The sequence below is a fragment of the Priestia sp. HNGD-A6 genome (assembly GCF_045784335.1).
In the GTDB taxonomy this organism is placed as follows: domain Bacteria; phylum Bacillota; class Bacilli; order Bacillales; family Bacillaceae_H; genus Priestia; species Priestia zanthoxyli.
This window is the reverse complement of record NZ_CP138621.1, coordinates 1,237,557-1,263,973: the sequence shown is the minus strand read 5'-3', so window position 1 is coordinate 1,263,973 and position 26,417 is coordinate 1,237,557. Positions and strand designations below refer to the sequence as shown.

Annotated in this window: 20 protein-coding genes; 18 read left to right on the top strand and 2 right to left on the bottom strand. The window is 38.6% G+C overall.

Annotated features, from left to right (window positions below; all coding sequences use genetic code 11):
• The first annotated feature begins 324 nt into the window (after positions 1-324).
• A complete protein-coding gene (locus SCI76_RS06435; RefSeq protein ID WP_221831750.1) occupies positions 325-3,078 on the top strand; it encodes a CHASE3 domain-containing protein in 2,754 nt (917 codons plus the stop codon).
• Positions 3,079-3,096: 18 nt separating this feature from the next.
• Positions 3,097-3,951, top strand: a complete 855-nt coding sequence (locus SCI76_RS06430; protein WP_048018540.1) for a protein-glutamate O-methyltransferase CheR — start codon at positions 3,097-3,099, stop codon at positions 3,949-3,951.
• A 30-nt stretch (positions 3,952-3,981) separates the two neighbouring features.
• Here SCI76_RS06430 and SCI76_RS06425 read toward each other — a convergent pair whose 3' ends face one another.
• Both SCI76_RS06425 and SCI76_RS06420 read right to left on the bottom strand, forming a co-directional pair.
• On the bottom strand, positions 3,982-5,121 hold the full coding sequence (locus SCI76_RS06425; protein WP_028413961.1) for a SpoIIE family protein phosphatase: 1,140 nt from the start codon (positions 5,119-5,121) through the stop codon (positions 3,982-3,984).
• A gap of 186 nt (positions 5,122-5,307) precedes the next feature.
• Complete coding sequence (locus SCI76_RS06420) at positions 5,308-5,922, bottom strand: LysE family transporter (protein ID WP_342837053.1); 615 nt, start codon at positions 5,920-5,922, stop codon at positions 5,308-5,310.
• A 289-nt stretch (positions 5,923-6,211) separates the two neighbouring features.
• On the opposite strand from SCI76_RS06420, the gene SCI76_RS06415 reads away from it, so the two are divergent.
• From SCI76_RS06415 to SCI76_RS06340, 16 genes are all read left to right on the top strand, one after another.
• Positions 6,212-7,585: an amino acid permease gene (locus SCI76_RS06415; protein ID WP_063246914.1), complete on the top strand. Its 1,374-nt coding sequence runs from the start codon at positions 6,212-6,214 to the stop codon at positions 7,583-7,585.
• Positions 7,586-7,756: 171 nt separating this feature from the next.
• A complete protein-coding gene (locus SCI76_RS06410; protein WP_407545098.1) occupies positions 7,757-8,449 on the top strand; it encodes a Crp/Fnr family transcriptional regulator in 693 nt (230 codons plus the stop codon).
• A 36-nt stretch (positions 8,450-8,485) separates the two neighbouring features.
• Positions 8,486-9,202, top strand: coding sequence for a YjjG family noncanonical pyrimidine nucleotidase (locus tag SCI76_RS06405; protein ID WP_328174732.1), 717 nt, complete (start codon positions 8,486-8,488; stop codon positions 9,200-9,202).
• Positions 9,203-9,423: 221 nt separating this feature from the next.
• Positions 9,424-11,112: a gamma-glutamyltransferase gene (gene ggt, locus SCI76_RS06400; protein WP_034266630.1), complete on the top strand. Its 1,689-nt coding sequence runs from the start codon at positions 9,424-9,426 to the stop codon at positions 11,110-11,112.
• Between the two features lie 586 nt (positions 11,113-11,698).
• On the top strand, positions 11,699-13,153 hold the full coding sequence (locus SCI76_RS06395) for a glycoside hydrolase family 68 protein (RefSeq protein WP_328174734.1): 1,455 nt from the start codon (positions 11,699-11,701) through the stop codon (positions 13,151-13,153).
• A 96-nt stretch (positions 13,154-13,249) separates the two neighbouring features.
• Positions 13,250-14,812: a glycoside hydrolase family 32 protein gene (locus SCI76_RS06390; RefSeq protein WP_168760505.1), complete on the top strand. Its 1,563-nt coding sequence runs from the start codon at positions 13,250-13,252 to the stop codon at positions 14,810-14,812.
• Between the two features lie 109 nt (positions 14,813-14,921).
• Positions 14,922-15,356 carry a ferritin-like domain-containing protein gene (locus tag SCI76_RS06385; protein WP_013056263.1) on the top strand — a complete coding sequence of 145 codons (435 nt, stop codon included), beginning with the start codon at positions 14,922-14,924 and terminating at the stop codon, positions 15,354-15,356.
• A gap of 302 nt (positions 15,357-15,658) precedes the next feature.
• The gene (locus tag SCI76_RS06380; protein WP_098627170.1) at positions 15,659-17,119 is read left to right on the top strand and encodes an MDR family MFS transporter; all 1,461 of its coding nucleotides are present in this window, start codon (positions 15,659-15,661) and stop codon (positions 17,117-17,119) included.
• Between the two features lie 462 nt (positions 17,120-17,581).
• The gene (locus tag SCI76_RS06375) at positions 17,582-18,772 is read left to right on the top strand and encodes a glycine C-acetyltransferase (protein ID WP_063246919.1); all 1,191 of its coding nucleotides are present in this window, start codon (positions 17,582-17,584) and stop codon (positions 18,770-18,772) included.
• A 37-nt stretch (positions 18,773-18,809) separates the two neighbouring features.
• Positions 18,810-19,769, top strand: coding sequence for an L-threonine 3-dehydrogenase (locus SCI76_RS06370; protein WP_028413951.1), 960 nt, complete (start codon positions 18,810-18,812; stop codon positions 19,767-19,769).
• Positions 19,770-19,980: 211 nt separating this feature from the next.
• Positions 19,981-20,445 (top strand): hut operon transcriptional regulator HutP, encoded by a 465-nt coding sequence (gene hutP / locus SCI76_RS06365; RefSeq protein WP_045291416.1) that lies wholly within the window; start codon positions 19,981-19,983, stop codon positions 20,443-20,445.
• A gap of 358 nt (positions 20,446-20,803) precedes the next feature.
• Positions 20,804-22,024, top strand: coding sequence for an MFS transporter (locus SCI76_RS06360; RefSeq protein WP_168760507.1), 1,221 nt, complete (start codon positions 20,804-20,806; stop codon positions 22,022-22,024).
• A gap of 267 nt (positions 22,025-22,291) precedes the next feature.
• The gene (locus SCI76_RS06355; RefSeq protein ID WP_048018549.1) at positions 22,292-22,957 is read left to right on the top strand and encodes a type 1 glutamine amidotransferase domain-containing protein; all 666 of its coding nucleotides are present in this window, start codon (positions 22,292-22,294) and stop codon (positions 22,955-22,957) included.
• Between the two features lie 196 nt (positions 22,958-23,153).
• On the top strand, positions 23,154-23,444 hold the full coding sequence (locus tag SCI76_RS06350) for a putative quinol monooxygenase (protein ID WP_048018550.1): 291 nt from the start codon (positions 23,154-23,156) through the stop codon (positions 23,442-23,444).
• A 491-nt stretch (positions 23,445-23,935) separates the two neighbouring features.
• On the top strand, positions 23,936-25,375 hold the full coding sequence (locus SCI76_RS06345; protein WP_048018551.1) for an aldehyde dehydrogenase family protein: 1,440 nt from the start codon (positions 23,936-23,938) through the stop codon (positions 25,373-25,375).
• A 153-nt stretch (positions 25,376-25,528) separates the two neighbouring features.
• The gene (locus SCI76_RS06340; protein WP_060747537.1) at positions 25,529-26,377 is read left to right on the top strand and encodes an MBL fold metallo-hydrolase; all 849 of its coding nucleotides are present in this window, start codon (positions 25,529-25,531) and stop codon (positions 26,375-26,377) included.
• Positions 26,378-26,417 lie beyond the last annotated feature (40 nt).

Genomic DNA, 26,417 nt, shown 5'->3' with positions numbered 1-26,417 from the left:
CTTTTCATTACCTTATTGTGTACAAAAATATTGTAAGATAGGCTCATGCTTTTAACAGCATGGGCCTATTTTTATAGACAGCTTGAAAATAGGTATTTGCAAACTGGAAAATTAATCTTTCCCTCTTGCACAATAAATATTCTTCTGTACAAAAATAGAGTGTATAATAGGAATGTTGACTTGATAAGAAAAAGAGAGAAGCCTTATCAAGCAAAGGAAGATGGAGTGGAGAGTGTGTACTGAAAGTGAAATTGTCCAGCGGCAAAAATAAACATGTTTTTCGAATGCTTCTAGAAGAATATCTAGAATGAAAGTAGGAACATTATGGAAAAGAAAATGAGGTTTGGCATCAAATCTAAAATTATTATTGGATATTTAATTGTTATTGTCTGTTTATTTATTGCATTTATTGTTTTAAACAGTCAAATTTCATCTTTGCAAAAAGAGCGGAATTTTATCATTGATCATGATATTGAAGTCCATGATCTGACCAATCGAATTGAAAAGCACCTGCTTGATATGGAAACCGGACAAAGAGGCTATATTATTACAGGAGAAGCGAGTTACTTAGAACCTTATAACAGTGCAGCAACAAGTTGGGAAAAAGATTATAATGCGCTGTATCAGCTTCTAAATAATAATCCAAATCAGCAGGAGAAACTGGAGAAGATTAAAGGAAGTATTCAAGACTGGATTGAAGCTGCTGGTGAACCGACCATTGCATTAAAAAAAGAAAATAATACAAAAGAGCTTCAGCAATTTTTTGAGAAAGATCCTGGGCGCCAGTATATGGACGATATACGCAGCCAGTTTACTTCTTTTAGAAATGTAGAGAAAAAATCGACTGAAACAAGAGCAACAGAGTTAGACGAGAAAAATCAAAAAATTAAAATTGGACTTTACGGTTTGCTGTTATTCGTTACGCTTATTTCACTTGCTATCGCTATTGTGTTGTCTAATTCTATTGTGAATACGATTAAAGAAGTTACGCAAACGATCAAACGAATTACGGCTTCAAAAGGCGAGTTAAAAGGAAGAATTAAAGTTCGATCTAATGATGAAATTAAAGATTTAGGGCTAGCCACGAACGCGTTGTTAGAAAATATTGAAGAGCGAAACTGGCTTCAAACGAACATTGCTCATGCTGTAACGATGTACCAAGGCATAGCATCTGTAGACAAGCTTGCGGAAAAATTTCTCTTTACGGTTTCAGAAATGACACAAGCTTCTTTCGGAGCATTTTATGTTCGAGAGGAAAATGATAAAGGAAACTTATTCGTCAAACAAGCTGCTTTTGCAGATAGAAAAGGCGACGCGGGAAGAGAGAGCTTTTTGATAGGCGAAGGGCTCATTGGACAAGCTGCTTTAGAGAAAAGAACCTTTGTCATAAACGATGTACCTGACACGTACCAGCTCATTACTTCAGGATTAGGAGACGTAAAACCTAAGAGTATTTTTATTGTACCCGTCTTGTTTGAAGATGAAGTAATTGCTGTTATCGAGCTTGCATCGCTGCACGAGTTTACAGTTTTAGAGCAAGAACTTATTAGTCAAGTGATTGAAACGTTTGGTCTCACTATCAATGGCGTAATTAGACGTATGGAAATTGCTCGTCTATTAAAAGAATCTCAGGCGATGACAGAAGAGCTCCAAGCTCAGTCTGAAGAACTTCAAACACAATCAGAAGAACTGCAAATGCAGTCTGAAGAGCTGCGTATGATTAATGAACAGCTAGAAGAAAGAACAAAAGACGCAGAAGAAAAATCGTTTGAATTAGAGGCTGCAAAAGAAGATTTAGAAGAAAAAGCGCATCAGCTGGAATTGAATTCTCAATATAAATCTGAATTTCTTGCTAATATGTCGCATGAGCTTCGAACACCACTTAACAGCATTCTTATTCTGTCTGAAATGCTTGAGGAAAACGCAGCTAAAACGCTATCTGAAGATGAAGAAGAATACGCTCGTATAATTCATTCTTCAGGAAAAGACTTGCTCGCGTTAATTAACGATATCTTGGATTTATCAAAAGTAGAGTCTGGAAAACTAGATATTTTACTAGCTGAGATGAATATGAGTGAGCTTCCGGATCAAATCGAACGTAATTTCAGCCACGTTGCTGAGCAGAAAAACGTACAATTGAAAATTAATAAAGCACAAGATGTACCGGACATCATTCACACAGATGAAAAGAGATTCCAGCAAATTGTGAAAAATCTTTTATCAAATGCATTTAAATTTACGGAATCGGGATCTGTCACAGTATCCATTCAACGAGTAGCTGACCATCGTCTTACAACAGCTATGCGTACAGTTGATACGGATTGCTGGCTAGAAATAGCTGTAGCTGATACAGGGATTGGTATACCAAAAGAAAAGCATCAGCTTATCTTTGAAGCGTTTCAGCAGGCAGATGGAGCTACGGTCCGCAAGTACGGAGGAACGGGACTTGGCTTATCTATTTGCAGTGAGTTTGCAAAATTATTGGGCGGCTGGATTTCTCTAAGCAGTGAAGTAGGAAAAGGAAGTACGTTTACGCTATACCTTCCTAGCCTCTCTAATGGTCTTATTGACTATGAAAAAGTGAATTTTGCATATGAAGAAGTAGCGGTATCTGTAGAAGAAGCTGAACCTGAAGCAGAAATAACTGAAATTGATCATTCTGTACAACCAGTTGAATCTTCACTGCAAGATGGTGAAAATGTGTTTCAAGATAAGCGAGTGCTCATCGTAGATGATGACCAGCGCAACATCTTTGCCTTAAAAACTGCGCTAGCTAAACAAGGTATGACCATTATGACAGCTCATAACGGAATAGAGTGTCTTGAAATGATGGAGAATAGTGAACCATTTGATCTCATTTTAATGGATATTATGATGCCGCAAATGGATGGATATGAAGCCATGCAGAAAATCAGAGGAGAGCTAAAGCTTGTTGATTTGCCTATTATTGCATTAACCGCTAAAGCGATGAAAAACGATCGTGAAAAATGCTTGGAAGCTGGAGCATCAGATTATATCAGCAAACCTTTAGATTTAAATCAGCTGTTCTCCGTTATGCGTGTATGGCTAGTAAATTAAGCGGGGTATGAAACATAAATGGATATGAAGCACCTAGATTTAAGTGAAGACTTAGTTATGAATAAAAAAACGGATTTAGAGATTGATTTACTGCTGACGGCTATTTATCGATTAACGGGATTCGATTTCAGACAGTACGCTAAATCTTCTATTTGTCGCCGAGTCTATAATCGAATGAAAATTGAACGTATTCCAACCGTGTCTCGATTGTTAGAAAAAGCGATTCACGAAGAAGAATTTATGAATCAGCTTTTAAATGATTTTTCAATAAATGTAACAGAGATGTTTCGCGATCCAAGCTTTTTTAAAGCATTTCGCACAAAAGTGATTCCGGTATTAAAGGATTATCCGGAAATTCGCATTTGGCACGCTGGCTGTGCAACGGGCGAAGAGGTATTTTCTATGGCGATTCTTTTAGAAGAAGAAGGGTTAATGGATAAAACGGTCATTTACGCAACCGATATGAACGAAGATGTATTAGAAAAAGCAAAACAAGGCGCCTTTTCTTTACGTAAAATGAAGTCATATACAAAAAATTATATTCAAGCCGGAGGAAAGAATGCCTTCTCGGAATATTATCAAACGGATCATCACTATGCATATTTTCATCCGTCGCTGTTAAAAAGTATTATCTTTGCTCAGCATAATTTAGTCACGGATCAGTCATTTAATGAATTTCACGTCATCATTTGCCGAAACGTCCTTATTTATTTTACAGCTCAGCTGCAAAATCAAGTGTATAATTTATTTTCAGAAAGCCTGTGTGTAAAAGGGTTTCTTGGACTTGGCGATAAAGAAACGCTTCGCTTTGCTGAGGGAGCAACTTCTTATATTGAGTTTGCAGGGAACGAGCGCATCTATCAAAAGCAATAAAAAAAGACCTCATTTGTGAGGTCTTTTTTATTATGCTTGTGCTTGAATCATAAGCACGCACATGTCATCAGGCTGATTTAACTTTTGTTCTTCTGAGAAAATTTCATTCATAAATGCCTGCGGATTTGTCCATTTTTGTTCAGTAAGTTGTTGAAGACGAAGAGCAGATTCATTTTCGCAAGGGCCCATCGATTCAAGAGCTCCGTCTGTAAATAGCAAAATTTGCACATCGTTCTCAAAGCTGACAACAGATTTCTGAACGTCCATTTCTTCAAAAAACCCTACAGGGCAGCTTCCTCGTTGAAGAGGAACGAGCGTATGTTCATCCACTAACATATAACCTTCTGGGTGCCCGGCATTCACATATTCTACTGTCTTAGCTTCCGTATCAATCACTAAATAAATAGCAGTGAAATAGTAAGGAATTTCATCTTTTTCGCTGTGCAATAATTCCATGTAGCGATTCAACTCTGTAATAACCTGCTCAGGGTCTATGAGGGACTTGATAGCTTCTCTGAGCACAGACGAAATAAACATACAAACAAGCGAGGCAGAGATGCCGTGCCCCATCATATCAAAAAGAATAATACCGTACCGGTGCTCGTCGATTTTGTGCCAATAGTACATATCACCCGCTAATTTAAAAGAAGGATAATATGAAACTTCCATTTGAATATCTTTCTCTCGTAAAGGGGGGCTGAGTAAGTTTTGCTGTACGTGCGTAGCTAAATCTAACTCAGTTTGAATTTTCTTTTCATGTTCCGTGTGCCAGTCAATTTCTGCTTTAAGGCGTAAGGCTACCCGCATACGAGCCAGCAGTTCCACTTTATTAATTGGCTTTGTGACGTAATCTGTTCCGCCAGCGTCTAGAGCTTCTACTAATTTGCTGCTGTCTTCTAGGGCTGTGACAAAGATAATTGGAATATGTTTTAAGCGTTCTACCTGTTGAATTCGCCTGCAGGCTTCGATTCCATCAATTTCGGGCATCATAATATCAAGTAAAATCAAATCGACCGAATTCGTTTTTGAGTTCTCATCGTCCAGGTTAAGATAGTCAAAAAGCGCATGGGCAGACGTAAGAGACACACAGTTATCGTAGCCAGCGCCTTTTAGAATTTTTTCAATCACAAATAGATTGACTTGATTGTCATCTACGAGAAGAATGGTCATGCTTTATTTCCCCTTATTATGTTTGAAGACTATTGATTGAGTATGTAGTTTTCAAGCATTTTTTATACTTTTTCTGTTTTTCTATTTATCTATTATACAGAAAACACAGCGTTTAGGGTATTTTTTAAGATTATTCTTTTCTATTAAAAAAGTCACTTGTCCCCAGAAAAGGAGACAAGTGACTTTTTATAGCAACTTGTATAACGCAAATACCCCGAAAGTCAGTACCACCGCTCCCGAAATACGATTTACCCAGATCAAGCTGTTATTCGTAAACTTCGACCGGGCAAGACTAATAGCAAAACTGAGCGAGAGCCACCAGCAGGCCGATCCTAAAAATACGCCTGCAACCATTGTCAGCGCAGAAGCAACATCAAATGCTGATTTACTAATGCCTACACCAGAAAACACGCCAATAAAAAATAAGATCGTCATTGGATTCGTAACCGTTAAAAAGAGAACGGATGTATACGAACGAAGCAACCCTTCTCCTTTAGCAGCAGCAGCGTGCTCTGCAGGTTGAGAACGAAAAGTTTGTACACCTAAATAGCATAAAAATAATCCCCCAATCAGCTGAAGCCAAATCTTTTGGGTTAATAAAAAGGTTGTAATGAACGTTAGGCCAAACGCAGCGATGCATCCATAAAGAGCATCTGCTGTAGCTGCTCCCAGCCCCGATACAAATCCGTGTAATCGCCCTTTAGATAACGTGCGATTGATGCATAAAATACCAATGGGACCGACGGGAGCAGCAACGGAAAAACCGATCACTAACCCCTTTAGAAAATAAAATAAGTTCATCTTTTACGTTGCTCCTATGAAGTTTTTCTTTAGTATAGTACAAAAGCAATTATGAATGAAGCTAATTTTGAGAAAGGTGTTAACGCATGTTTTTAGTCTGTTCGGGTACATCATAATGGTGTGATAGAAAACATTATTAGTGATTTTGTTTTAATCATTAAAAAGTTCAAATGCTAAATTATTTTACACAGAAAATTAAATGTAGTAAAATAATTCACTGTTACATATATAGAAAGATCTACCACTATAAAGTAGTCATTCGTAATGAGATGAAGAGAGGTTAGTCATCATGAGTAATCTGTTTGCAAAAAAAGATGTTAATAAGCTGTTAGAGGAAAATGCAGCAAAAGAATCAACTAAGACACTAGGGTTATTTGATGTTATTTTGATGGGAGTAGGAGCAACCATTGGGACAGGAGTGCTGGTTATAGCAGGACTAGTTGCCGCCAGGGATGCAGGGCCCTCGGTCTCCGTTTCATTTATTATTTCTGCAATAGCCTGTATTCTTGTTGCGTTGTGCTATGCAGAATTTGGTTCAGCTGTTCCAAGTTCAGGAGGCGCATATACATACATATATGTTTCATTAGGGAAATTTGTAGCGCATTTAATAGGGTGGTCCATTGTAGGATGCTATACGGTGTCTTTAGCGTCTGTAGCAGGCGGATGGTCTTCTTACGTAAATAATGTGCTTACTGAGTTTGGTATTAGACTTCCTGAATCGTTAACCGCCATACCGAGCGACGGAGGTATCATTAACCTTCCGGCAGTATTTATTGTGCTGTGCATGTCGTTTTTATTAACAAGAGGGGTAAAAGAAAGTAAAAAAATAAATAACTTAATGGTTTTAATCAAGATAGGTATTGTTCTTTTATTTGTAGCCGTCGGCGTCTTTTTTATTCATACAAATAACTGGCACCCATTTACTCCTTTTGGTGTGAAAGGGATCTTTGCAGGCGCAGCTTCCGTCTTTTTCGCTTATAACGGATTTGATGCCATTTCTACTTCGGCAGAAGAAGTGAAAAATCCGCAAAGAAACTTGCCGCTAGGTATTTTGATTGCACTAAGTGTTTGTGCAGTCATTTACGTAGTAATTGCATTAGTATTAACAGGAATGGTTTCTTATAAAGAGCTAAACGTAGGCGATGCGTTGTCATATGCGCTCAATAGTGTAGGACAAGAATGGGCAGCGCTCATTGTATCTATCGGAGCGGTTATTGGTATTATGGCCGTCGTATTTGCTTATTTGTTTGTCGTGCCCCGCATACTGATGTCAATGAGCCATGATGGATTATTGCCGTCTCTTTTTGCGAAAGTGAACCAAAAAAATAGCGAGCCTGTCATATCTACATGGCTTGTGGGGGCGTTAGGCGCGATCGTAGCTGGTTTTGTTGATTTAAAACAGCTGGCAGATTTAGCGAATATGCTAGCGATTGTTACGTTTGCTGCCGTTTCATTTTCAATTTTAGCTCTTCGAAAAAGTCAGCCTAACTTAAAGCGCGGTTTCAAAGTACCTTTTGTGCCGTTCATTCCAATTCTTGCTATTCTTTGCTGTATCTTTCTTATGTTTAACTTATCAATGGTAACGTGGATGTACTCAATCGGCTGGATGCTGATTGGCGTCTTTATTTACGTTGGATACGCCAGAAAGAACAAGAGCGTTTAACAAAAAGACTCTAAGCCAACGAGCTAGAGTCTTTTTTGTGTATATATTTCTTTTGAAAGGGATCTATGAACATAACGTAAAAATTAAAATTTTATTCGGGACATATGTCCTTTTTATTTTGGGAAGTGTTATTGTTTAATAAAAAGAAACCGTTATGATGGAGAGGAAAACATGAGGGAAATTACGAGTGAGAAACAGCTGCTGGAGTATATAAATACTTATAAATTAGAGTCAGTTTTCAAGAAAGACTTACTACCGCATTTGTCACTGTATGATGTGGAGGCAGGAGAACGTCTTTGTTCTCAAGGAGACGTGTCTCACTGCTTGTACATACTGGTGAAAGGCAAGGTTAAAGTTTATACCATATCGCCCGAAGGCAAGACGCTTGTTCTTTCCTTTAAACAGCCCCTTGAAGTGATAGGCGATATTGAGTATGTACAGGATGTTGATATTATGAATACGGTTGAAGCCGTTTCACCTTTAGTTGTAATTGGTATACCATACAAACGATTAAAACAGCATGCGAGCGATGATCCACAGCTGCTGACGTTTTTACTGGGAATGCTCACAAAAAAGTTTTGCGCAAAATCGAACTCGCTAAGCTTTAATTTAATGTACCCAGTTGAAGTGCGGCTGGCTAGCTACTTGCTCTCTATTTTTTGTGAAGAATCACATTTGGTTATGGATCAAAAAACAGAAAGCCTAAAAGATATAGCCAATTTAATCGGAACGACTTACCGGCATTTAAATCGTGTTCTTCAGAAATTTGTAGCGCAAGGAGTTATTGAAAAAAAGAAAGGCTCCATTATTCTCAAAGATAAAGAAAAACTGAGCTGTCTAGCAAACGACAATATATACGAGTAGAAAAAGCAATAGATTAGTTGAAGGGGAAAGAGAAGAATGAAAACATACAGAACGCTTCTATTTGACATTGATAATACGCTTTTAGATTTTAACGCAGCCGAAGAGCAGGCTTTACAGCTTCTTTTTGCTAACCACAATATTCCGTTGACTGATGAAAGCAAAAAACGTTATAGCTTGATAAACCAGGGGTTATGGACAGCTTTTGAAGAAAATAAAATAAGCCGTGAGCAAGTTGTAAATACTCGCTTTTCTACTCTATTTAAAGAATATGGAATAGAGAAAGACGGAAAGCTGCTTGAAGCAGAGTACCGAACGTATTTGAATAATGGTCATCAGCTAATTGACGGAGCTATTGAGGTAATTAAAAACCTGAGCAGTCACTATGAGTTATATGTTGTTACAAATGGCGTATCGGCTACACAATATAAGCGCCTTCAGGACTCAGGTCTATATCCTTATTTTAAAGAAGTATTTGTTTCAGAAGATACAGGTTTTCAAAAACCTATGAAGGAATATTTTGATTATGTTTTTTCACGTATAAAAGAGCTGTCCGTACATGAAACATTGATTGTTGGAGATTCTTTGAGTGCAGACATTCAAGGCGGGCAGCTGGCCGGTATTGATACGTGCTGGTTTAATCCTCAGAAAAAAAAGAATGATACAAATTGGAATTCTACCTATGAAATTGGAAGGCTTCAAGAGCTTTATAACCTGCTGAACGTAAACAATGAAGTAGCTTCGGTACAAGTGTAAAAGTGTATAAACGTTAGAAAACGCAAAAAGCGCCAACCCTGTTCTTTAAATAAAACGGTTTGGCGCTTTTTCTGTTTTATAGATTTCAAAGGGCTTAAAATACGCTAGGGATATCGGTCTAGGTAAAGTAATCAATACAAATTTAAACAGTTTTATCCCAAATGCAATAGGGTATTTCACTAATATCCCAGATAAAGTAAGTAACTAGGAGGTCATAAAAGATGATTAATGGAAAAAGTTTATCTCGTTCAGGAAAGAGTTCATATAGAAGAGAAACAGCGGTTGGAAAAACAGGAATGGTAGCCAGTGCTCATCCAATTGCAACAGACGCCGGAGAACAGGTACTAAGAGCGGGAGGCAATGCAATTGATGCGGCAATTGCCGTTCAGTTTGGGCTCAATGTTGGAGAACCGATGATGACCGGTATTGGAGGCAGCGGCTTTTTTATGGTGTACCACAATGAAAGCAAAACAACTAAAATTTTTGACGGGCATTCTCAGGCTCCTAAAGCAGCTTATCCTGAAATGTTTCTTGATGAAAATAAAGAAGTTATTCCGTTTAGAAAGCGTTCTACTCATGCAACGGCAATTGGAATTCCAGGGATTTTAAAGGCGATGGAAGCAGCTCGTAAAGAGTATGGAACAAAATCCCTTGCTGAATTAATTGAACCGGCTGCCAAAGCAGCAGAAGCGGGTGTGGAAACAAACTGGGTGCTTGGAGATATTTTAAAAACATATGCCTATCGACTAGGAGAACATGCTAAGCAGCTATATTCTCCAAACGGCAAGCCTATGCAAGAAGGAGATATGATTAATAAAAAAGATCTGGCTAAAACATTCCGCATTCTTCAAGAAAAAGGTATCGAGGCTTTTTATGAAGGTGAAATTGCAGAAGCCATTATTTCAACGATAAAAGAGCACGGCGGTTTTATGGAACTGTCAGATTTGAAAGAATACCAGATTAAGATTGATGAACCCGTGTGGGGAGATTATAAAGGATACCGAATTGCTTCTTCCAACATGCCTAGTGCAGGAGGAGCTACGGTGCTGCAAATTTTAAAGCTATTAGAGAACTTCGATGTGTCTCAGTACGACGTGAAATCGTGGGAAAAGTATTATTTGTTTGCAGAAGCTATGCGCATTGCATTTTCAGATAAAATTGCATTCTCTGGAGATCCAGCCTACAGTGACATTCCATTAAAAGGGCTTTTAAACGACGAATATATAAAGGAACGTCAAAAATTAATTAATTGGAAGCATAAAAATGAGAAAGTTGATTTTGGCAACCCGTGGGATTATGAGAAAGGCCAAAAAGTGAACGTTGTGCGTCAGCCTTATGAACCTGAACGTGAGCTTAGTGAAACAACTCACTTCACGGTAGTTGACCGCTGGGGCAATATTGTCGCTTGTACATCAACTGTGGAACATCCTTTTGGTACAGGAATTATGGTTAAAGACCATGGATTTTTACTCAACAACGAGCTTACTGATTTTGATGCTATTCCTGGAGGGCTAAACCAAGCGGATGCAGGAAAGCGTCCGGTTAGCTGTAAAAGCCCAACCATCGTTTTTAAAGATAGTGAACCTGTACTCACTTTAGGGTCTCCGGGCGGACCAACCATTGTAGGCTCTGTGTTCCAAACGCTTATGAATGTCTTAGACTATGGAATGGATATAAAAGAAGCGATTGAAGAACCAAGAATTTTTAATAGTACAGGATCACTTATCGGTTGGGAAGCCGGAGTGGATATGAATGCCAAAGGAGAGCTAGAAGCCATGGGGTTTAATTTTGGAGATGAGCCGTTCCCAATCGGAAATGTTCAAGGTATTCAAATTGATAAAGAAAACGGCCGTTTATTTGGAGCAGCTGATTCCAGCCGTGAAGGAAAAGCAACTGGCTTAGACTCTTAATATTAAAAAGATGCATCATACGCTCTCTCTTTTGTAAAAGGGATGGCGTATGATGCATTAAAGAAGATAAAAATGAGTAGGCAAAAAGAAGGAATATTTTTTTCTGAAAACATACTTTAGACCTTTATTATTATCATTCTAATCTCCAGAAAGGAAAAAGAATAGAACGTTTTCATGTCCAAATAATAAAAAAGAGTACTGATTTTTCAAGAGATTGATGAAAACAGAATGATTGAAAAACATAAAAAAAAGGAATAGCGCTTTCAATGCTAGAAAAATAGAGTATTTAATCATGTGAAAAATATAAAACGCAACGGCTGGAAAACGTGGTTTGGAGTGTAAAAAAGTCGTACACTTTTTTTAAAACAAACGGTTACATAAAAAGTTTCTTACACGTAAACTTTGGTCCTAGTTACAGCTTAATGAAAAAGATGAAAATGAAAAATAGCTACATTTGGCATGTTTGACTTTCGTCATTTATCCAAGTAATCTTTTGGTTGAACGGAACCGGTTCTGTTTTCGGATTTTTGATAGCTAATTGAATTAATAAATTTATATTTTTTACTAACCCAAAAGGAGAAAACATATGAAAATGAAACGAGTTGCTAAGCATACAACTGCTGCTACACTGGCTGCAGCCCTACTAGTAGGCGGGGGATACCAAACATTTGCTAAAGGAAATGACAGCAAAGACTTTAATAATAGCTACGGAATTTCACATATTACTCGCGATAATATGGTGAAAATTCCACAGCAGCAAAACAGTGCTCAGTTTAAGGTTCCTGCTTTTGATGAATCCACTATTAAAAACATTGCTTCTGCTAAAGGAAAAGATGCATCGGGAAATACAATTGACTTAGATGTATGGGACAGCTGGCCATTACAAAATGCTGACGGAACAGTGGCGACTTATCATGGATATCAAATTGTGTTTGCCCTAGCAGGTGATCCAAAAGATTCGAATGACACGTCTGTTTATCTTTTCTATAAAAAAGCTGGAGACAAATCGATTGACAGCTGGAAAAACGCTGGAAGAGTGTTTAAAGACAGCGATAAATTCGTTCCGAATGACCCGCATCTTAAAAGTCAAACACAAGAATGGTCTGGTTCTGCCACATTAACGAAAGATGGTAAAGTTCGTTTATTCTACACGGATTATTCAGGTAAACAATACGGAAAACAAACGTTAACGACAGCTCAAGTGAACATGTCTCAGCCAAACGATAATACGTTAAAAGTTGACGGAGTAGAAGATTACAAGTCAATCTTTGATGGTGACGGAAAGATTTATCAAACGGTTCAGCAGTTTATTGATGAAGGCGGTTATGACACAGGGGATAACCATACGCTAAGAGATCCTCATTACATAGAAGACAATGGACATAAGTACCTTGTTTTCGAAGCTAACACTGGAACAGAAGATGGCTATCAAGGCGAAGACTCTCTAAATAACAGAGCATACTACGGAGGAAACAATCCTTTCTTCCAATCTGAAAAGAAAAAGCTTCTTGAAGGATCTAATAAAGAAAAAGCTTCTTTAGCAAACGGGGCTTTGGGCATTATTGAGTTAAATGATGACTATACGCTCAAAAAAGTAATGAAGCCGCTTATCACATCAAATACAGTTACAGACGAAATTGAACGTGCAAACATTTTCAAAAAAGATGGAAAATGGTACTTGTTCACTGATTCTCGCGGATCTAAAATGACGATTGATGGAATCGGACAAGATGATGTGTATATGCTAGGCTATGTTTCAAATACGTTAACAGGAAAATATAAGCCTTTAAATGATACGGGATTAGTTCTTCATATGGATTTAGATCCTAATGATAAAACATTTACATATTCTCACTTTGCCGTACCGCAAACAAAAGGTAATAATGTTGTTATTACAAGCTACATGACAAACAGAGGCTTTTATGAAGACAACCACTCTACATTTGCACCAAGCTTCTTAGTAAATATTGACGGTTCAAAAACATCTGTTGTAAAAGATAGCGTTCTTGAACAAGGTCAGTTAACAGTGGATGAAGACTAAGCCCTTTGCAATAGCAACAAAAGAAAATGGTGATTGTAATCACCATTTTCTTTTGTTTTATTCGATGTAGACAAAAAAGAGAAAGGCGGGGTTTGTTTGAAGAAAAAAGGTGCTTATAAATGGATAACGCTTGCCGTTCTTTTAGTTGTAATAGCCGGACTCATTATAGCAGGCGTATCCAAAAAAGAGGATACAAAAGATCGAGGAAAAGAAAAAGGAAATAAAAGTGAATCCACTTATCGCCCGGTGTATCATTTTAGCACGCCTGATAAATGGAAAAATGATCCTCAAAAGCCCATTTATTTTGACGGAGAGTATCATTACTATTACTTATACAATCATGATTACCCTAAAGGGAATGGGACGGAATGGCGACATGCAACGTCTAAAGATTTGGTTCATTGGAAAGATAAAGGAGTAGCTATTCCAAAGTATACAAATAAAAATGGCGATATATGGTCCGGATCCGTTGTAGAAGATAAAGAGAACACAGCAGGTTTTGGTAAAGGCGCAATTGTAGCGATTATGACCCAGCCTTCTGCTGATGGACAAAAGCAAGAACAGTATTTATGGTATAGCACCGATAGAGGAAAAACCTTTAAATCATATAGCAAAAATCCTATCATGCCTAATCCAGGCACCAAAGATTTTCGAGATCCCAAAGTCATATGGGATAATGAACATGATAAGTGGGTTCTCGTCATGTCAGAAGGTGAAAAAATCGGATTTTATGAATCTTCTGATCTAAAGGATTGGACGTATACGGGAGGACTTGTCACTAAAGATATTGGCATTACAGAATGTCCAGATCTTTTTCAAATGAAGGCGGATGACGGGACAGTTAAGTGGGTTCTCGGGACAAGTGCAAATGGAAAAGAAAGCGGAAAGCCAAACACCTATGCTTATTGGACAGGAAAATACGATGGAACAACATTCACTCCCGATATGGATGAGCCACAATGGCTAGATCATGGTTTTGATTGGTACGGAGCAGTCACGTTTAAAGACGGTAAAAATGAGGATTCTTTAGAAAAACGCTACGCTTTTGCATGGATGAACAACTGGGATTATCCAGATAAGACACCAACGATGAAAGATGGGTTTAACGGATTCGATTCAGTAACCCGTGAAATTACGCTTTCAAAACAAGACAACGATCAGTACAGCCTGTTATCAAAGCCTGTCGAAGAATTAAATCAGCTAACTGATTCAACAAATTCTCTCAAGCAAGTAGAAGTAAACGGAGAGAAAAAGTTAAAGATAAAAGGTGAAGCTTATCAGCTTGATACAGATATTTCATGGTCAGATGCAGAAAATGTAGGCTTACGACTTCGAGAGTCCGCAGATCAAAAGCGGCACATTGATGTCGGGGTTTTTGCAAAAGATAACGTCTCATATGTGAATAGAAGCTATAGTAATCAGCCTGATCAAAGCAAAAAATATGTGGAAAGCCGCGATTACTTTGATGCAGACAAGAAAAATGTTCATTTGAAGATATTGGTAGATAAAACAAGTATTGAAGTCTTTATTGATGATGGAAAAACCGTACATTCTAGCGAGGTGTTTCCTCGTCACAACGACCAAGGAATTACGCTTTTTTCCCAAGGAGGAACGTCTTTCTTTAAGAACATAGAAATCAAACATTTTCGTTCCAGTTAGTAAATTCCCTATTTTTAAAAAAGGGAGCAGAATATCACCTTATTATGGTTTAGGACTCGTTAAAAAGGGTATATGCCTACTAACAGTAAATGAAAGGGTGTTTATTCAAATGGAAGAGAAAATGAGACAACTAATAGAGGGACTTAATACCGATTTAGCGGGTGAATATTCGGCGGTTATTCAGTACACTTACTATGCGTCTACAGTAACCGGCCTAGAATATCAAATTTTAAAACCTTTCTTTGAAGGAGAAATTCCTGACGAGCAAGGGCATGCCCTTTATTTATCAGAAAAAATCAAAAACCTTGGCGGTGAGCCAACAACAAAGCCAGCTGAGGTGAAGCACGTCTCAAACGTGACGGAAATGCTTAAAGAAGCGAGCAAGGCTGAAAAAGAAACGATCCAGCGCTACGAAGAGCGTAAAAAACAAGCAGAAGAGTTAGGATTAACAGAGCTTGTTGTCAAACTTGAGGATATGATTGCAGATGAAACAAATCATATGGAAGAAATGGAACGTTTATTAAAAGATCCCCGACTAAGTTAATCATACAAAATACGTAAAAAGCATCCCGTAACACCTGTTACGGGATGCTTTTTTGTAATTGAAAAAAGAAATTAAACATCATGTACGCATGTTTTTATAAATGAGAGGAAAGTCATATTTTTGAAATTCTCTATCGCTTTGAAAAATTTTATAGTAAAATAATTATTTGGCTGCATATGGCAGTAACTATATGCGGAGCATCACATACATATAAAGGCTAAAAGGGTATAAGTATATTGAAACCGCTTTTATCTTCTGTAAAAAAAACGATGGTATGCCCGCAGTTGCAAGGAGAGAAAGAGATGAGGAAACGAATCATGACAGCGCTGCTGCTTGTCACTGTTTTAGCTGCAATGGAAGGAACCATTGTCAGTACGGCTGTTCCAAGAATTACAAGTGATTTGTCGGGTATTGAGCTAGTTAGCTGGGTATATGCCATTTATATGCTGACAACCGCTGTATCTACACCTATATACGGAAAGTTAGCGGATTTATTCGGCCGAAAAAAAGTTATGCTTGTTGGAATTATTATTTTCTTAATCGGATCTATACTTTGCGGGCTTAGCTTTTCGATGCAACAATTAATTGTCTACAGAGCAATCCAAGGGCTAGGCGCCGGGGTCGTTATGCCGCTTACAATGATTATTATTGGCGACTTGTATGAAGAAGCAAAAGAAAGAGCCAAAGCCCAAGGTTGGATTAGCGCAGTTTGGGGAGTTGCTGGAGTTCTCGGTCCTCTTCTTGGGGGATTTTTAGTCGATACGCTGTCTTGGCGCTATATTTTCTTTTTAAATATACCGTTTGGACTAATGGCTTTTATTGTTCTTCTAGTAAACTATAAAGAAGAAGTGGTAAAAGAAAAACGCTATATCGATTACATTGGAGCGGTGACGTTTTCAGTTGGAACCATTGCATTTTTATACGCGCTTTTAACCGGAAGTCAGCATCAAAACTGGGGAGATCCGATCATTATAGGATTATTTGTTCTAGCTGTTCTGACATTCATGGGCTTTATTTATATCGAAAAGAAATCGCCGGAACCTCTTATTCCGCTTGAGCTGTTTTCTATTCGAAGTGTATCTGTTATAAACTTATTAACACTTCTTGTCGGGTCAGTAGTTATTAGTATTACGGTTTACCTGCCAATTTGGAGCCAAGGAGTGATGGGAAAAAGTGCAACCGCTGCCGGTTTTGTGTTAATGCCCATGCCAGTATGCTGGACAATTGGTTCACTGCTTTCAGGGAATTTAGTAGGGCGTCTTAAAACGCACTCCATCCTTACGCTAGGAACGGCAATCGTAAGTACGGCATGTTTTATGCTGTTTTTAGTCTCCACGCACTCACCCGTATTTTTAATTTATGTAGCCGTTGGGGTTCTTGGGTTAGGAATGGGAATTATTACGCCTATCTTTATGTTAGTTATTCAATCAGCAGTCCCAGCCAGCAAAAGAGGAGTAGCGGTGGCTCTTAATACGTTTACAAATACATTTAGTCAAACACTAGGTTCCGCAGTGTTTGGTACAATCTTTAACTTAGTGACGCTTTCACAGGCAAAGAAATTAGGGCAAGAAAATTTGAATGCTTCGTTTGAGACAGGCGGGGTACCGGCAGAAGAACTGTCAAAGCTGCATGAAATTCTTGCATCAGGTGTTCACATTATTTACAGTGGAACGTTTTTAGCTGCTTTACTAAGCTTTGCTGTCTCATGCTTATTAGTAAAAAACGGCCATAAAAAAATAAAAAACATATCTGTGCAAAAGTAACGGAAGAGACTGTTACAAAAGTAGTTTAATTGAAGGACGATCCGAACGAGTTTGATTAAGGACCAAACTCGTTCGGATTTTTTTATTGGTAGGTGAATGTAGGTGCTTTTAGCTGTTGAATTAGTTATGCATTAGTCTCTTTTTTAAAAGAATTATCAAAGAGAGAAAAGAAAAAAGATATTGTCTAATAACGTTCGGGAAAAATCGTTAACAGAAGGACGGATTTTTATTATTGCCGAAAATTTCTTATTTTTTGTTTTTTTAGTATGGACATTTACTTGGTTGTTGATTATTATAAATTCTATAAGTATTGAATTTTAAGCGCTTACAAAAGAAACATTTGTCTTTCTCAGGAATACACTTGATTTTTAATTCATATACTACAAGTGCTTAGATTAATCTTTTAATGGGGAAAAGAGAAGTTTATAAGACGTGTTGAACAACAATGAGGGGGTATGGAAGATGACAAGCAGACGTTTAAAAGAATTCTTGAATAATAATTTAGAAGATTTAAAAGATAAAGGGCTATACAACGTCATTAATCCAGTAGAGGGACCAAATGGACCTGTGATTCAAATTGATGGAAAAAAATTAATTAATTTATCATCCAACAACTATTTGGGGCTTGCTACAGACGAAAGGCTTATTAACGCGTCCAACGAAGCCACTGAAAAATACGGGGTGGGAGCTGGAGCTGTCCGAACGATTAATGGAACTCTAGATATTCATATTAAGCTAGAGGAAAAGCTTGCCGAGTTTAAGCATACGGAAGCAGCTATAGCTTACCAATCTGGCTTTAACTGCAATATGGCAGCCATCTCTGCAGTTATGGATAAACATGACGCGATTTTATCAGATGAGCTGAATCACGCTTCAATTATTGACGGGTGTCGGCTATCAAAAGCAAAAATTATTCCTTACAAACATTCGGATATGGAAGATCTCCGTGCAAAAGCAGGCGAAGCACAAAAGTCCGGTGCCTATAATAAAATAATGGTAATTACCGACGGTGTATTCTCAATGGATGGAGACATTGCTAAGCTTCCGAAAATTGTAGAAATCGCACAGGAATTTGATTTAATCACATACGTAGATGATGCTCACGGATCGGGCGTATTAGGTAACGGTATGGGGACAGTCAAACATTTTGGCTTATCTGAAAAAGTAGACTTCCAAATTGGAACATTGTCAAAAGCGATTGGAGCTGTAGGCGGATACGTAGCTGGAAAAAAAGACTTAATTGACTGGTTGAAAGTACGAAGCCGCCCGTTTTTATTCTCGACTGCTATTACACCAGGCACGGCTGCTGCATGTATTAAAGCGATTGAAATTCTAAGCACAAGTACAGAGCTGCAGGATCAAATGTGGGAAAACAGCCGTTATTTAAAGCAAGGATTAAAAGAGCTGGGCTTTGATACCGGCGAAAGTGAAACACCTATTACTCCGTGCATTATAGGAGATGAAAATCAAACGCAGATTTTTAGTGAGAGATTAATAGAAGAAGGGGTATACGCTAAATCAATTGTTTTCCCTACCGTTCCAAGAGGAACAGGACGCGTTCGCAATATGCCAACGGCTGCTCATACAAAAGAAATGTTAGATGAAGCACTTCGTATCTACAAAAAAGTAGGCAAGGAAATGAAATTAATCTAAACGTTGAATCTAAGCAGTACATGAGGAGGATATTGAGATGAAAAAAGTATTAATAACGGGGTCTCTAGGACAAATCGGTTCTGAATTAACAATGAAAATGAGAGAGATATATGGTCCAGAAAATATTATTGCCACTGATATTCGCAAGACGACGAGCGATGTTGTGACTTCAGGTCCATTCGAGATTTTAGACGTAACGGATCAGACTGCGTTATTTACGATCGCCGAAAAGCATAAAGTCGATACGGTTATTCACTTGGCTGCGCTGTTATCAGCGACAGCTGAGCAAAAGCCGCTTCTAGCTTGGAATCTAAATATGGGCGGATTAGTAAACGCGCTCGAAGTAGCGCGTGAGCTGAAGTGCCAATTTTTTACTCCAAGTTCAATTGGTGCATTTGGTCCAACGACTCCAAAAGACTGGACGCCGCAGGATACAATTCAACGTCCTACCACGATGTATGGTGTTAATAAAGTAGCGGGTGAATTACTTTGCGATTACTATCACCATAAATTCGGAGTAGATACACGAGGGCTACGTTTTCCAGGCTTAATTTCATACGTAACGCCTCCAGGTGGAGGGACAACGGACTACGCTGTTGAAATTTATTATGAAGCCGTTAAACATAAGCGCTATACGTCTTATATCGACAAAGGAACCTATATGGATATGATGTATATGCCTGACGCACTAAACGCCGTCATCCAATTAATGGAAGCGGACGGTTCTAAGCTAAAGCACCGAAATTCATTTAACGTTTCTGCCATGAGCTTTGATCCAGAACAAATGGCAGCGGAAATTCGAAAAACGATTCCGGAATTTGTGCTGAATTACCAAGTAGATCCTGTTCGACAAGCAATTGCTGAAAGCTGGCCTAACCATATAGATTCCAGCTGTGCGAAGGAAGAGTGGGGATTTAAAGCAGAATATAACCTAGAAAAAATGACGAGAGAGATGCTGGGAAAGTTAAAAGTTGAATCACAGCTTGTCTTAACGTAAGTAGAGAAAAATGATTTCTTCCTCGAAAATAAAGTAAGCGCTTACTAAAAGGCAGGTTGCTTGTTTATGCAAGTTCTACTTCGTAAAAGTGGTGGACAGTACACATAGATCTTCTGCCCCTTTAAGTGAGCGCTCGTTCGTTGAATAATCAGCACCCTTTTAGGTATTCGTCTGTTAAAATAATAAGGGGATAGAAGGGAGAGAATGACAGTTGAACAATAAATTTCAACAAGTTAATGATTTTTCAATGGGAAGATTAACATCTTTACTCGTTCTTTTACATAATACGGAACTAGCTGAAGGTATTGAAAAGGAAATCAATGAGAGAGGATATAGCTACACAGTAGGAAAAGTCGGAGCGATGGAACTGTCTAAAGTCGTGGCGGCAATTGAAACGAGCGCCAAGACAAACAAAATTATTAATGCCCAGTCGTACCGGGAAGTTCACGCTCTTTATCATGCTATACTTGAAGCCATTCAAGGAGTGAGTCGAGGAACGCTGCAGCTAGGTGATATTTTACGGACAGTAGGACTCACATTTTCAATTGTACGCGGAAAAATTGAGTTCTCAGGATCAAGCGAGGAATGGATTAGTGTTTGTGTGTATGGAACGATAGGTGCGCCTAAAAAAGGCTTTGAACATGATACATTAGGCTTTGGTTTTAACCATATCTAAAGAGTAATTGATGAAATAGTATGATAATAAAAAGCGAGTAGTAGATGTACATAGCTGCTTTAAAGAAGATATTTTTCTTATTGAAAGGTTCTGTGCGGCGTGTTAACATAGTGATTAATATAATAACTGCCTTTAAGACGGTCCAGAGAGGCCGAAAAGGACGGATAACTTGTTTACTGCTTCTATGCCTATCTGTGCCCTTTTGCCCTCTGCGACAAAAGGGCTTTTATGCGTTACTTACCTCTTTTAAACGAAGTCCAGAGAGGCTTCAAAAGAGAATGGACATATGTTATTTATCCATTCCTTCAAAAAAGAAAGAGCGTTTATACAGAAAGAATACAGTGGAGGGTGGAACAACATGAATTATCGTAACAAGACAGTTGTAGCATCAGTAGCAGGTTTGACGTTAGAAGGGATGGACATTATGTTTATCTCGTTTGCTATGTCAATGATTATCGCTGAATTTCACATTGATTTAGCAACGGGTGGACTTATTTCTTCTATTACGAATATAGGAATGCTGATAGGCGGAGTCATCTTCGGAATTTTAGCAGATAAATTTGGAAGAGTGCGGGTTTTTACCTACACGGTTCTTCTATTTGCAGTCGGAACGGCATTAACAGGTTTTGCAGCAAATGTTGAACAAGTGTATGCTTCACGATTTATTGCCGGAATTGGGGCTGGAGGAGAGTACGGAATCGGTATGGCTCTTGTTGCAGAAGCGTGGCCGAAACATAAGCAAGGAAGAGCTTCATCTTATGTTAGTATTGGCGCACAATTTGGAGTTATTCTTGCGGCGCTTTTAAGTTCTCTGATCCTGCCGATTTTCGGATGGAGAGCGCTGTTTTTTGTCGGAATTATCCCCGTCATTTTTGCTTTTATCGTACGAAAAAATTTAAACGAATCTCCTGAGTGGCTAAAAGCTCAAAAAGAGAAAACAGCCGTTGTTAAAAATAATGGCAAGCTACGTCAACTATTTGCTACGCCTAAGACGGCGATGACGACTATTTCTCTGGCAGTGATGGCTACCGTTCAAATTGCAGGCTATAACGGACTCATGATATGGCTTCCGTCTATGCTTCAGCAATCACAAGGACTCTCTGTTTCAAGTTCAGCTCTTTGGACAATCAGTACAGCCGTTGGAATGATTATAGGCATGCTAACATTTGGTCAATTTATGGATCGTTTTGGTTCGAAACGTACTTTTGGAATTTTTCTTCTCGCTTCAGCGTGTGCGGTATTTTTATACTCGTATGCCGAAGGAAGTGCAGGGCTGCTTATAGGAGGAGCTGTTGTCGGATTTTTCTCAAACGGAATGTTCGCAGGATACGGAGCCTTGATCAGCAGTCACTATTCGGTAGAAGTTCGCAGTACTGCAACGAACACTATTTTTAACTTCGGGAGAGCGCTCGGAGGGTTGTCACCCATTCTTGTCGGCTATCTTTTGCAAAGCTATGATATGACGGTAGCGATGACGTACTTGGCGGGGCTGTACTGTATTTCGTTTATTTTTATGATGAGTCTTAAAAAAACGGGAGAAAAAAAAGTAAAACAAATGAACGCTCAGTCTGCTCTTTAAAATAAAAAATAGATTCTATGCTTTTCTGGAAAAAACCGCGCTTACTCAAAAGGGCGGTTTTTTTGAGTGGATAAAAAAATAAGTTTAGGTGTTGTACGGTTGTTTTTTTCGCAAATGCTTCATTAACAAAGGCGTCTACATTATCTATAAAAATATTTATGGATAAGCAGATATTTTCTAATTTGTATTATAGTAATTCCTCTCTTACAATATGGTGTGTAAGGCGGAAACAGAAAATACTATCTTTATTTACAGGAGGACGTTACTATGTCTAAACATATATTAATGGTCGTAACAACGGCTGACAAAATGAAAGAAAATCATCCAACAGGCCTTTGGCTTTCAGAATTTGGTGAAGCGTACGTAGAGTTCGAAAAAGCTGGATTTACCATTACTGTAGCAAGTCCTCTAGGAGGAAAAGCGCCGGTGGATGCTCGCAGCCTTGAAGGAGAGACTTCTCAAGAAATCTTAAATACAGCTAAGCATCTAGAGAATACCCTAAAACTTGATACAATTACAGACAGTGCTAAATTTGATGCTGTCTTCTTACCAGGCGGTCATGGCACAATGTTTGATCTGCCAGATAATCAAACGCTTCATGCTTTAATTCGTGAACTATATGAAGGAGACAAAGTAGTAGCCGCTGTATGCCACGGACCGGCAGGCTTAGTAGGTGTTACATTATCAGATGAAAAGCCGTTGGTGGAAGGAAAAGATGTTGCTGCGTTTACAGATGATGAAGAACGTGAAACAACATTAGACCGCTTCATGCCGTTTCTTTTGGAAACACGTCTGCGTGAACTTGGTGCAAATGTAGTAACTGCTCCAAACTGGACAGATAATATACAAGCAGATGGCAACCTAATAACAGGTCAAAATCCTCAGTCAACAATCAGTGTAGCAAAAGCAGTCGTGAAACAATTATTAAACTAAGATGTAAAAAAGCCTGTAGGACTACAGGCTTTTTTATTAACAGCATCAACAAAGACCGCCGTAGATAATGTGTATGTTTTGCTGTTTTGGACTAGAGAGATCCATCATCATACAAAAAATATGATGGTCAGTGTAATAAATACAAAAAGAGGGAAGCTTTTTATGGAGAATATTTTTAAAGAAATGAGGAAAAACGATGTCAGAAATTATTATTAACGCCATTTTACAAGCCAAGCCAGGAAAAGAAGAAGAGCTTCGATCAGAGTTAGTAAAAGTTATTGAACCATCAAGAGAAGAAAAAGGATGTATTCAATACACTCTCCACCAGGATACAGACAAAGCAGGCACATTTGTTTTTTATGAGAAATGGAAAAGCAAAGAAGATGTTGAAGCTCACATTGAAACACCTCACTATCAACAATACAGACAGCAAACAGAACCGTTAATTGAAAGCAGAGCGGTACATCGTTTACAAGAAGTACGTTAATACAAAAGAAATACAAAAGAGGCTGGAGCAAAAGTGTTTTAGTTGAAGGAAGGTCCGAACGAGGAATCAAGATTCTTGATGGAGAATCTTGATTCCTCGTTCGGATTTTTTGTGGTTATGGTGAATATGAGTTTTATTTAGTGAGACCAAGCAGTAGAGTAAGCGAGGAGGCTCATCGACCTCCTTGCACGGAAATCCACAGCGGTATCGTAAATAATCCATACTAGCTCCTTTATCCGATTTGTTCACCTTTAGATGGGATTGATTTCGCTATGACTCCATCTCTGTTTGTTATAAAGAACTAAAAAGCTTCAGGGGAAAAATCATTTCAGCTGCGAAAAGCCGATTGGAAAAGGGATAAGGCAGTGAAAGAAACAAAAAATAATAGAAGCGGTGTTTGAGAAGCAGACAGGCGGGTAGATAAAAACTAGATGACATAGTTCAACAATTAACAAACTAAAAGTAACAAACTAAAAGGAGAGATCAAATCAATGCGTACAAATTTAAAACACTTTATTAACGGAGAATGGGTTGAATCAACAGGAAACGAAACGTCAGATGTGATCAATCCTGCTACTGAAAAATCAATTGGTAAAATTAGCTTAGGTACAAAAGAAGATTTAGATAAAGCCGTGGCAGCAGCTAAAGCAGCGCTTCCCACATTTTCAAGAACAACAAAAGAAGAGCGAATTAAAATGCTTCGCAATATTGCAAAAGGGTATGAAAAGCGTAAACAAGAGCTTATTGAAGTCATGACTGAAGAGCTTGGCGCTCCTTTAAAAATTTCAGAAGAAGTGCACTATGAAATGGGACTTAGCCACTTTAAAGAAGCAGCTAATGCGCTTGAAGATTATACATTTGAAAAAGATCATGGAAGCTACAAGGTCGTAAAAGAGTCTATTGGAGTAAGCGGACTTATTACACCATGGAACTTCCCAACAAATCAAACGTCTACTAAAATTGCAGGAGCTATCGCAGCAGGAAGTCCAATGGTATTAAAACCATCAGAACTTACACCGTATGCAGCGATGATATTAGCAGAAATCATTGATGAAGCTGGTGTACCAAAAGGTGCCTTCAACCTTGTAAACGGAACGGGAAGCACAATCGGTGACGGTATTAGTTCTCACCCGGACATTGATTTTGTATCATTTACGGGGTCAGGTGCTGTAGGCGAGAAAATTATGCAAAACGCGGCTAAAACAATCAAAAAAGTAGCTCTTGAACTAGGCGGGAAATCACCGCTAGTTGTATTAGAGGATGCGGATGTAGAAGAAGCGGCTAAAATAGCAGTTTCACACATTGCAATGAATACAGGACAAGTATGTACGGCAGCAACGCGCATTATCATTCCTGCCTCTATGAAAGAAAAATTTGAAGAAGCAGTGAAGAAGGTTTTACCATCATTCCCAGTTGGCGATCCGTTAAATAAAGACAACGTAACTGGACCGCTCGTAGCGGAAAAACAGTGGGATCGCGTACAGGATTATATTAAAAAAGGAATGGATGAAGGTGCAAAGCTTCTTACTGGCGGAACGGGCAAACCAGACGGCTTAGAAACAGGATACTTTGTTAAACCGACAGTCTTTACTGACGTTTCAAACGATATGGTTATTGCACAAGAAGAAATCTTTGGACCTGTAACTACTATTATCACGTATGATGATCTAGAGCAAGCTCTTGAAATCGCAAATGATACAGTCTATGGACTTGCAGGCTATGCGGTCGGAAAAGACCAAGAAACACTTGACTATGTTGCTAAAAATATTAGAGCTGGTCAAATCATCGTCAACGATGCTGAGCAAGACAGAGCTGCACCATTCGGTGGATTCAAACAATCTGGTATTGGACGCGAGTGGGGAGCATTTGGTATTGAAGAATATCTAGAGCCAAAAGCGATCATGGGCGTTAAAGTTCCGGCAAAAGTATAATTGATGTAAAAAAAGAAAGGAGTTTTTCTCCTTTCTTTTTTTTATGGGTACATAAAAGAGAGCTAGTAAAAGAAAGAATAACGAAAGCAAAGGTGGATAGCATAAACGTGTATCACGCATATGAAGTGACACGTTAAAGGAGGGAATTATAAATTGAATAGAGAGATGCACGGAAGTTCATCAACGGAAAGTTTCATTCCCATGAGCTCTATAGCCAGTGGAAAAGGAGTCGAAGTGGCGCCGGATATCTACAGCTATACTACACAGATTGTTAACGTATGTTTTATAGGGAATCCAGCCAAGAACGATCGCTTTGTCCTTATTGATGCAGGCATGCCTAACTCGGCTTCTATGATTATTAATGAGGCAGAGGAAAGGTTTGGAAAAGAAAAAAAACCAAAAGCAATTATTCTTACACATGCACATTTTGATCATATTGGATCTATTATTGAATTAGTGGAGAAGTGGAAAATACCGGTATATGCACATCCGCTTGAACTTCCATATGTGACGGGTAAAAAAAATTATCCCACACCAGACGGCACAGTCGAAGGCGGGCTTGTAGCAAAGCTTTCTCCGCTATTTCCAACGGAAGCCATTGATTTAGGTTCTCATGTGCAAGCTTTACCAGCCGACGGCTCTGTACCTCATATGCCGGAATGGGAATGGATTCACACCCCTGGTCATTCTCCAGGACATATTTCTCTTTTTAGAAAGCAGGATCTTGCGCTTATCGCTGGGGATGCTTTTGTTACCACTAAGCAAGAATATTTACTGGATGTACTAGAGCAAGAATTGGAAATTAGCGGTCCTCCTCGTTATTTAACTACGGACTGGGCATCTGCTAAAAGATCAGTTGAAGTGCTTCAGTCACTGCATCCGTCTGTGGCGGTGACCGGACATGGAAAACCGGTTTCCGGAGAATGGCTTTCAACTAATTTATTGAAGCTTACGAAGAATTTTGATGAGATTGCTCGTCCGGATTATGGAAAGTATGTATAAGGCTAAAGAAAAAAGTTTACTCTTTACGCAGCTCTTAAAA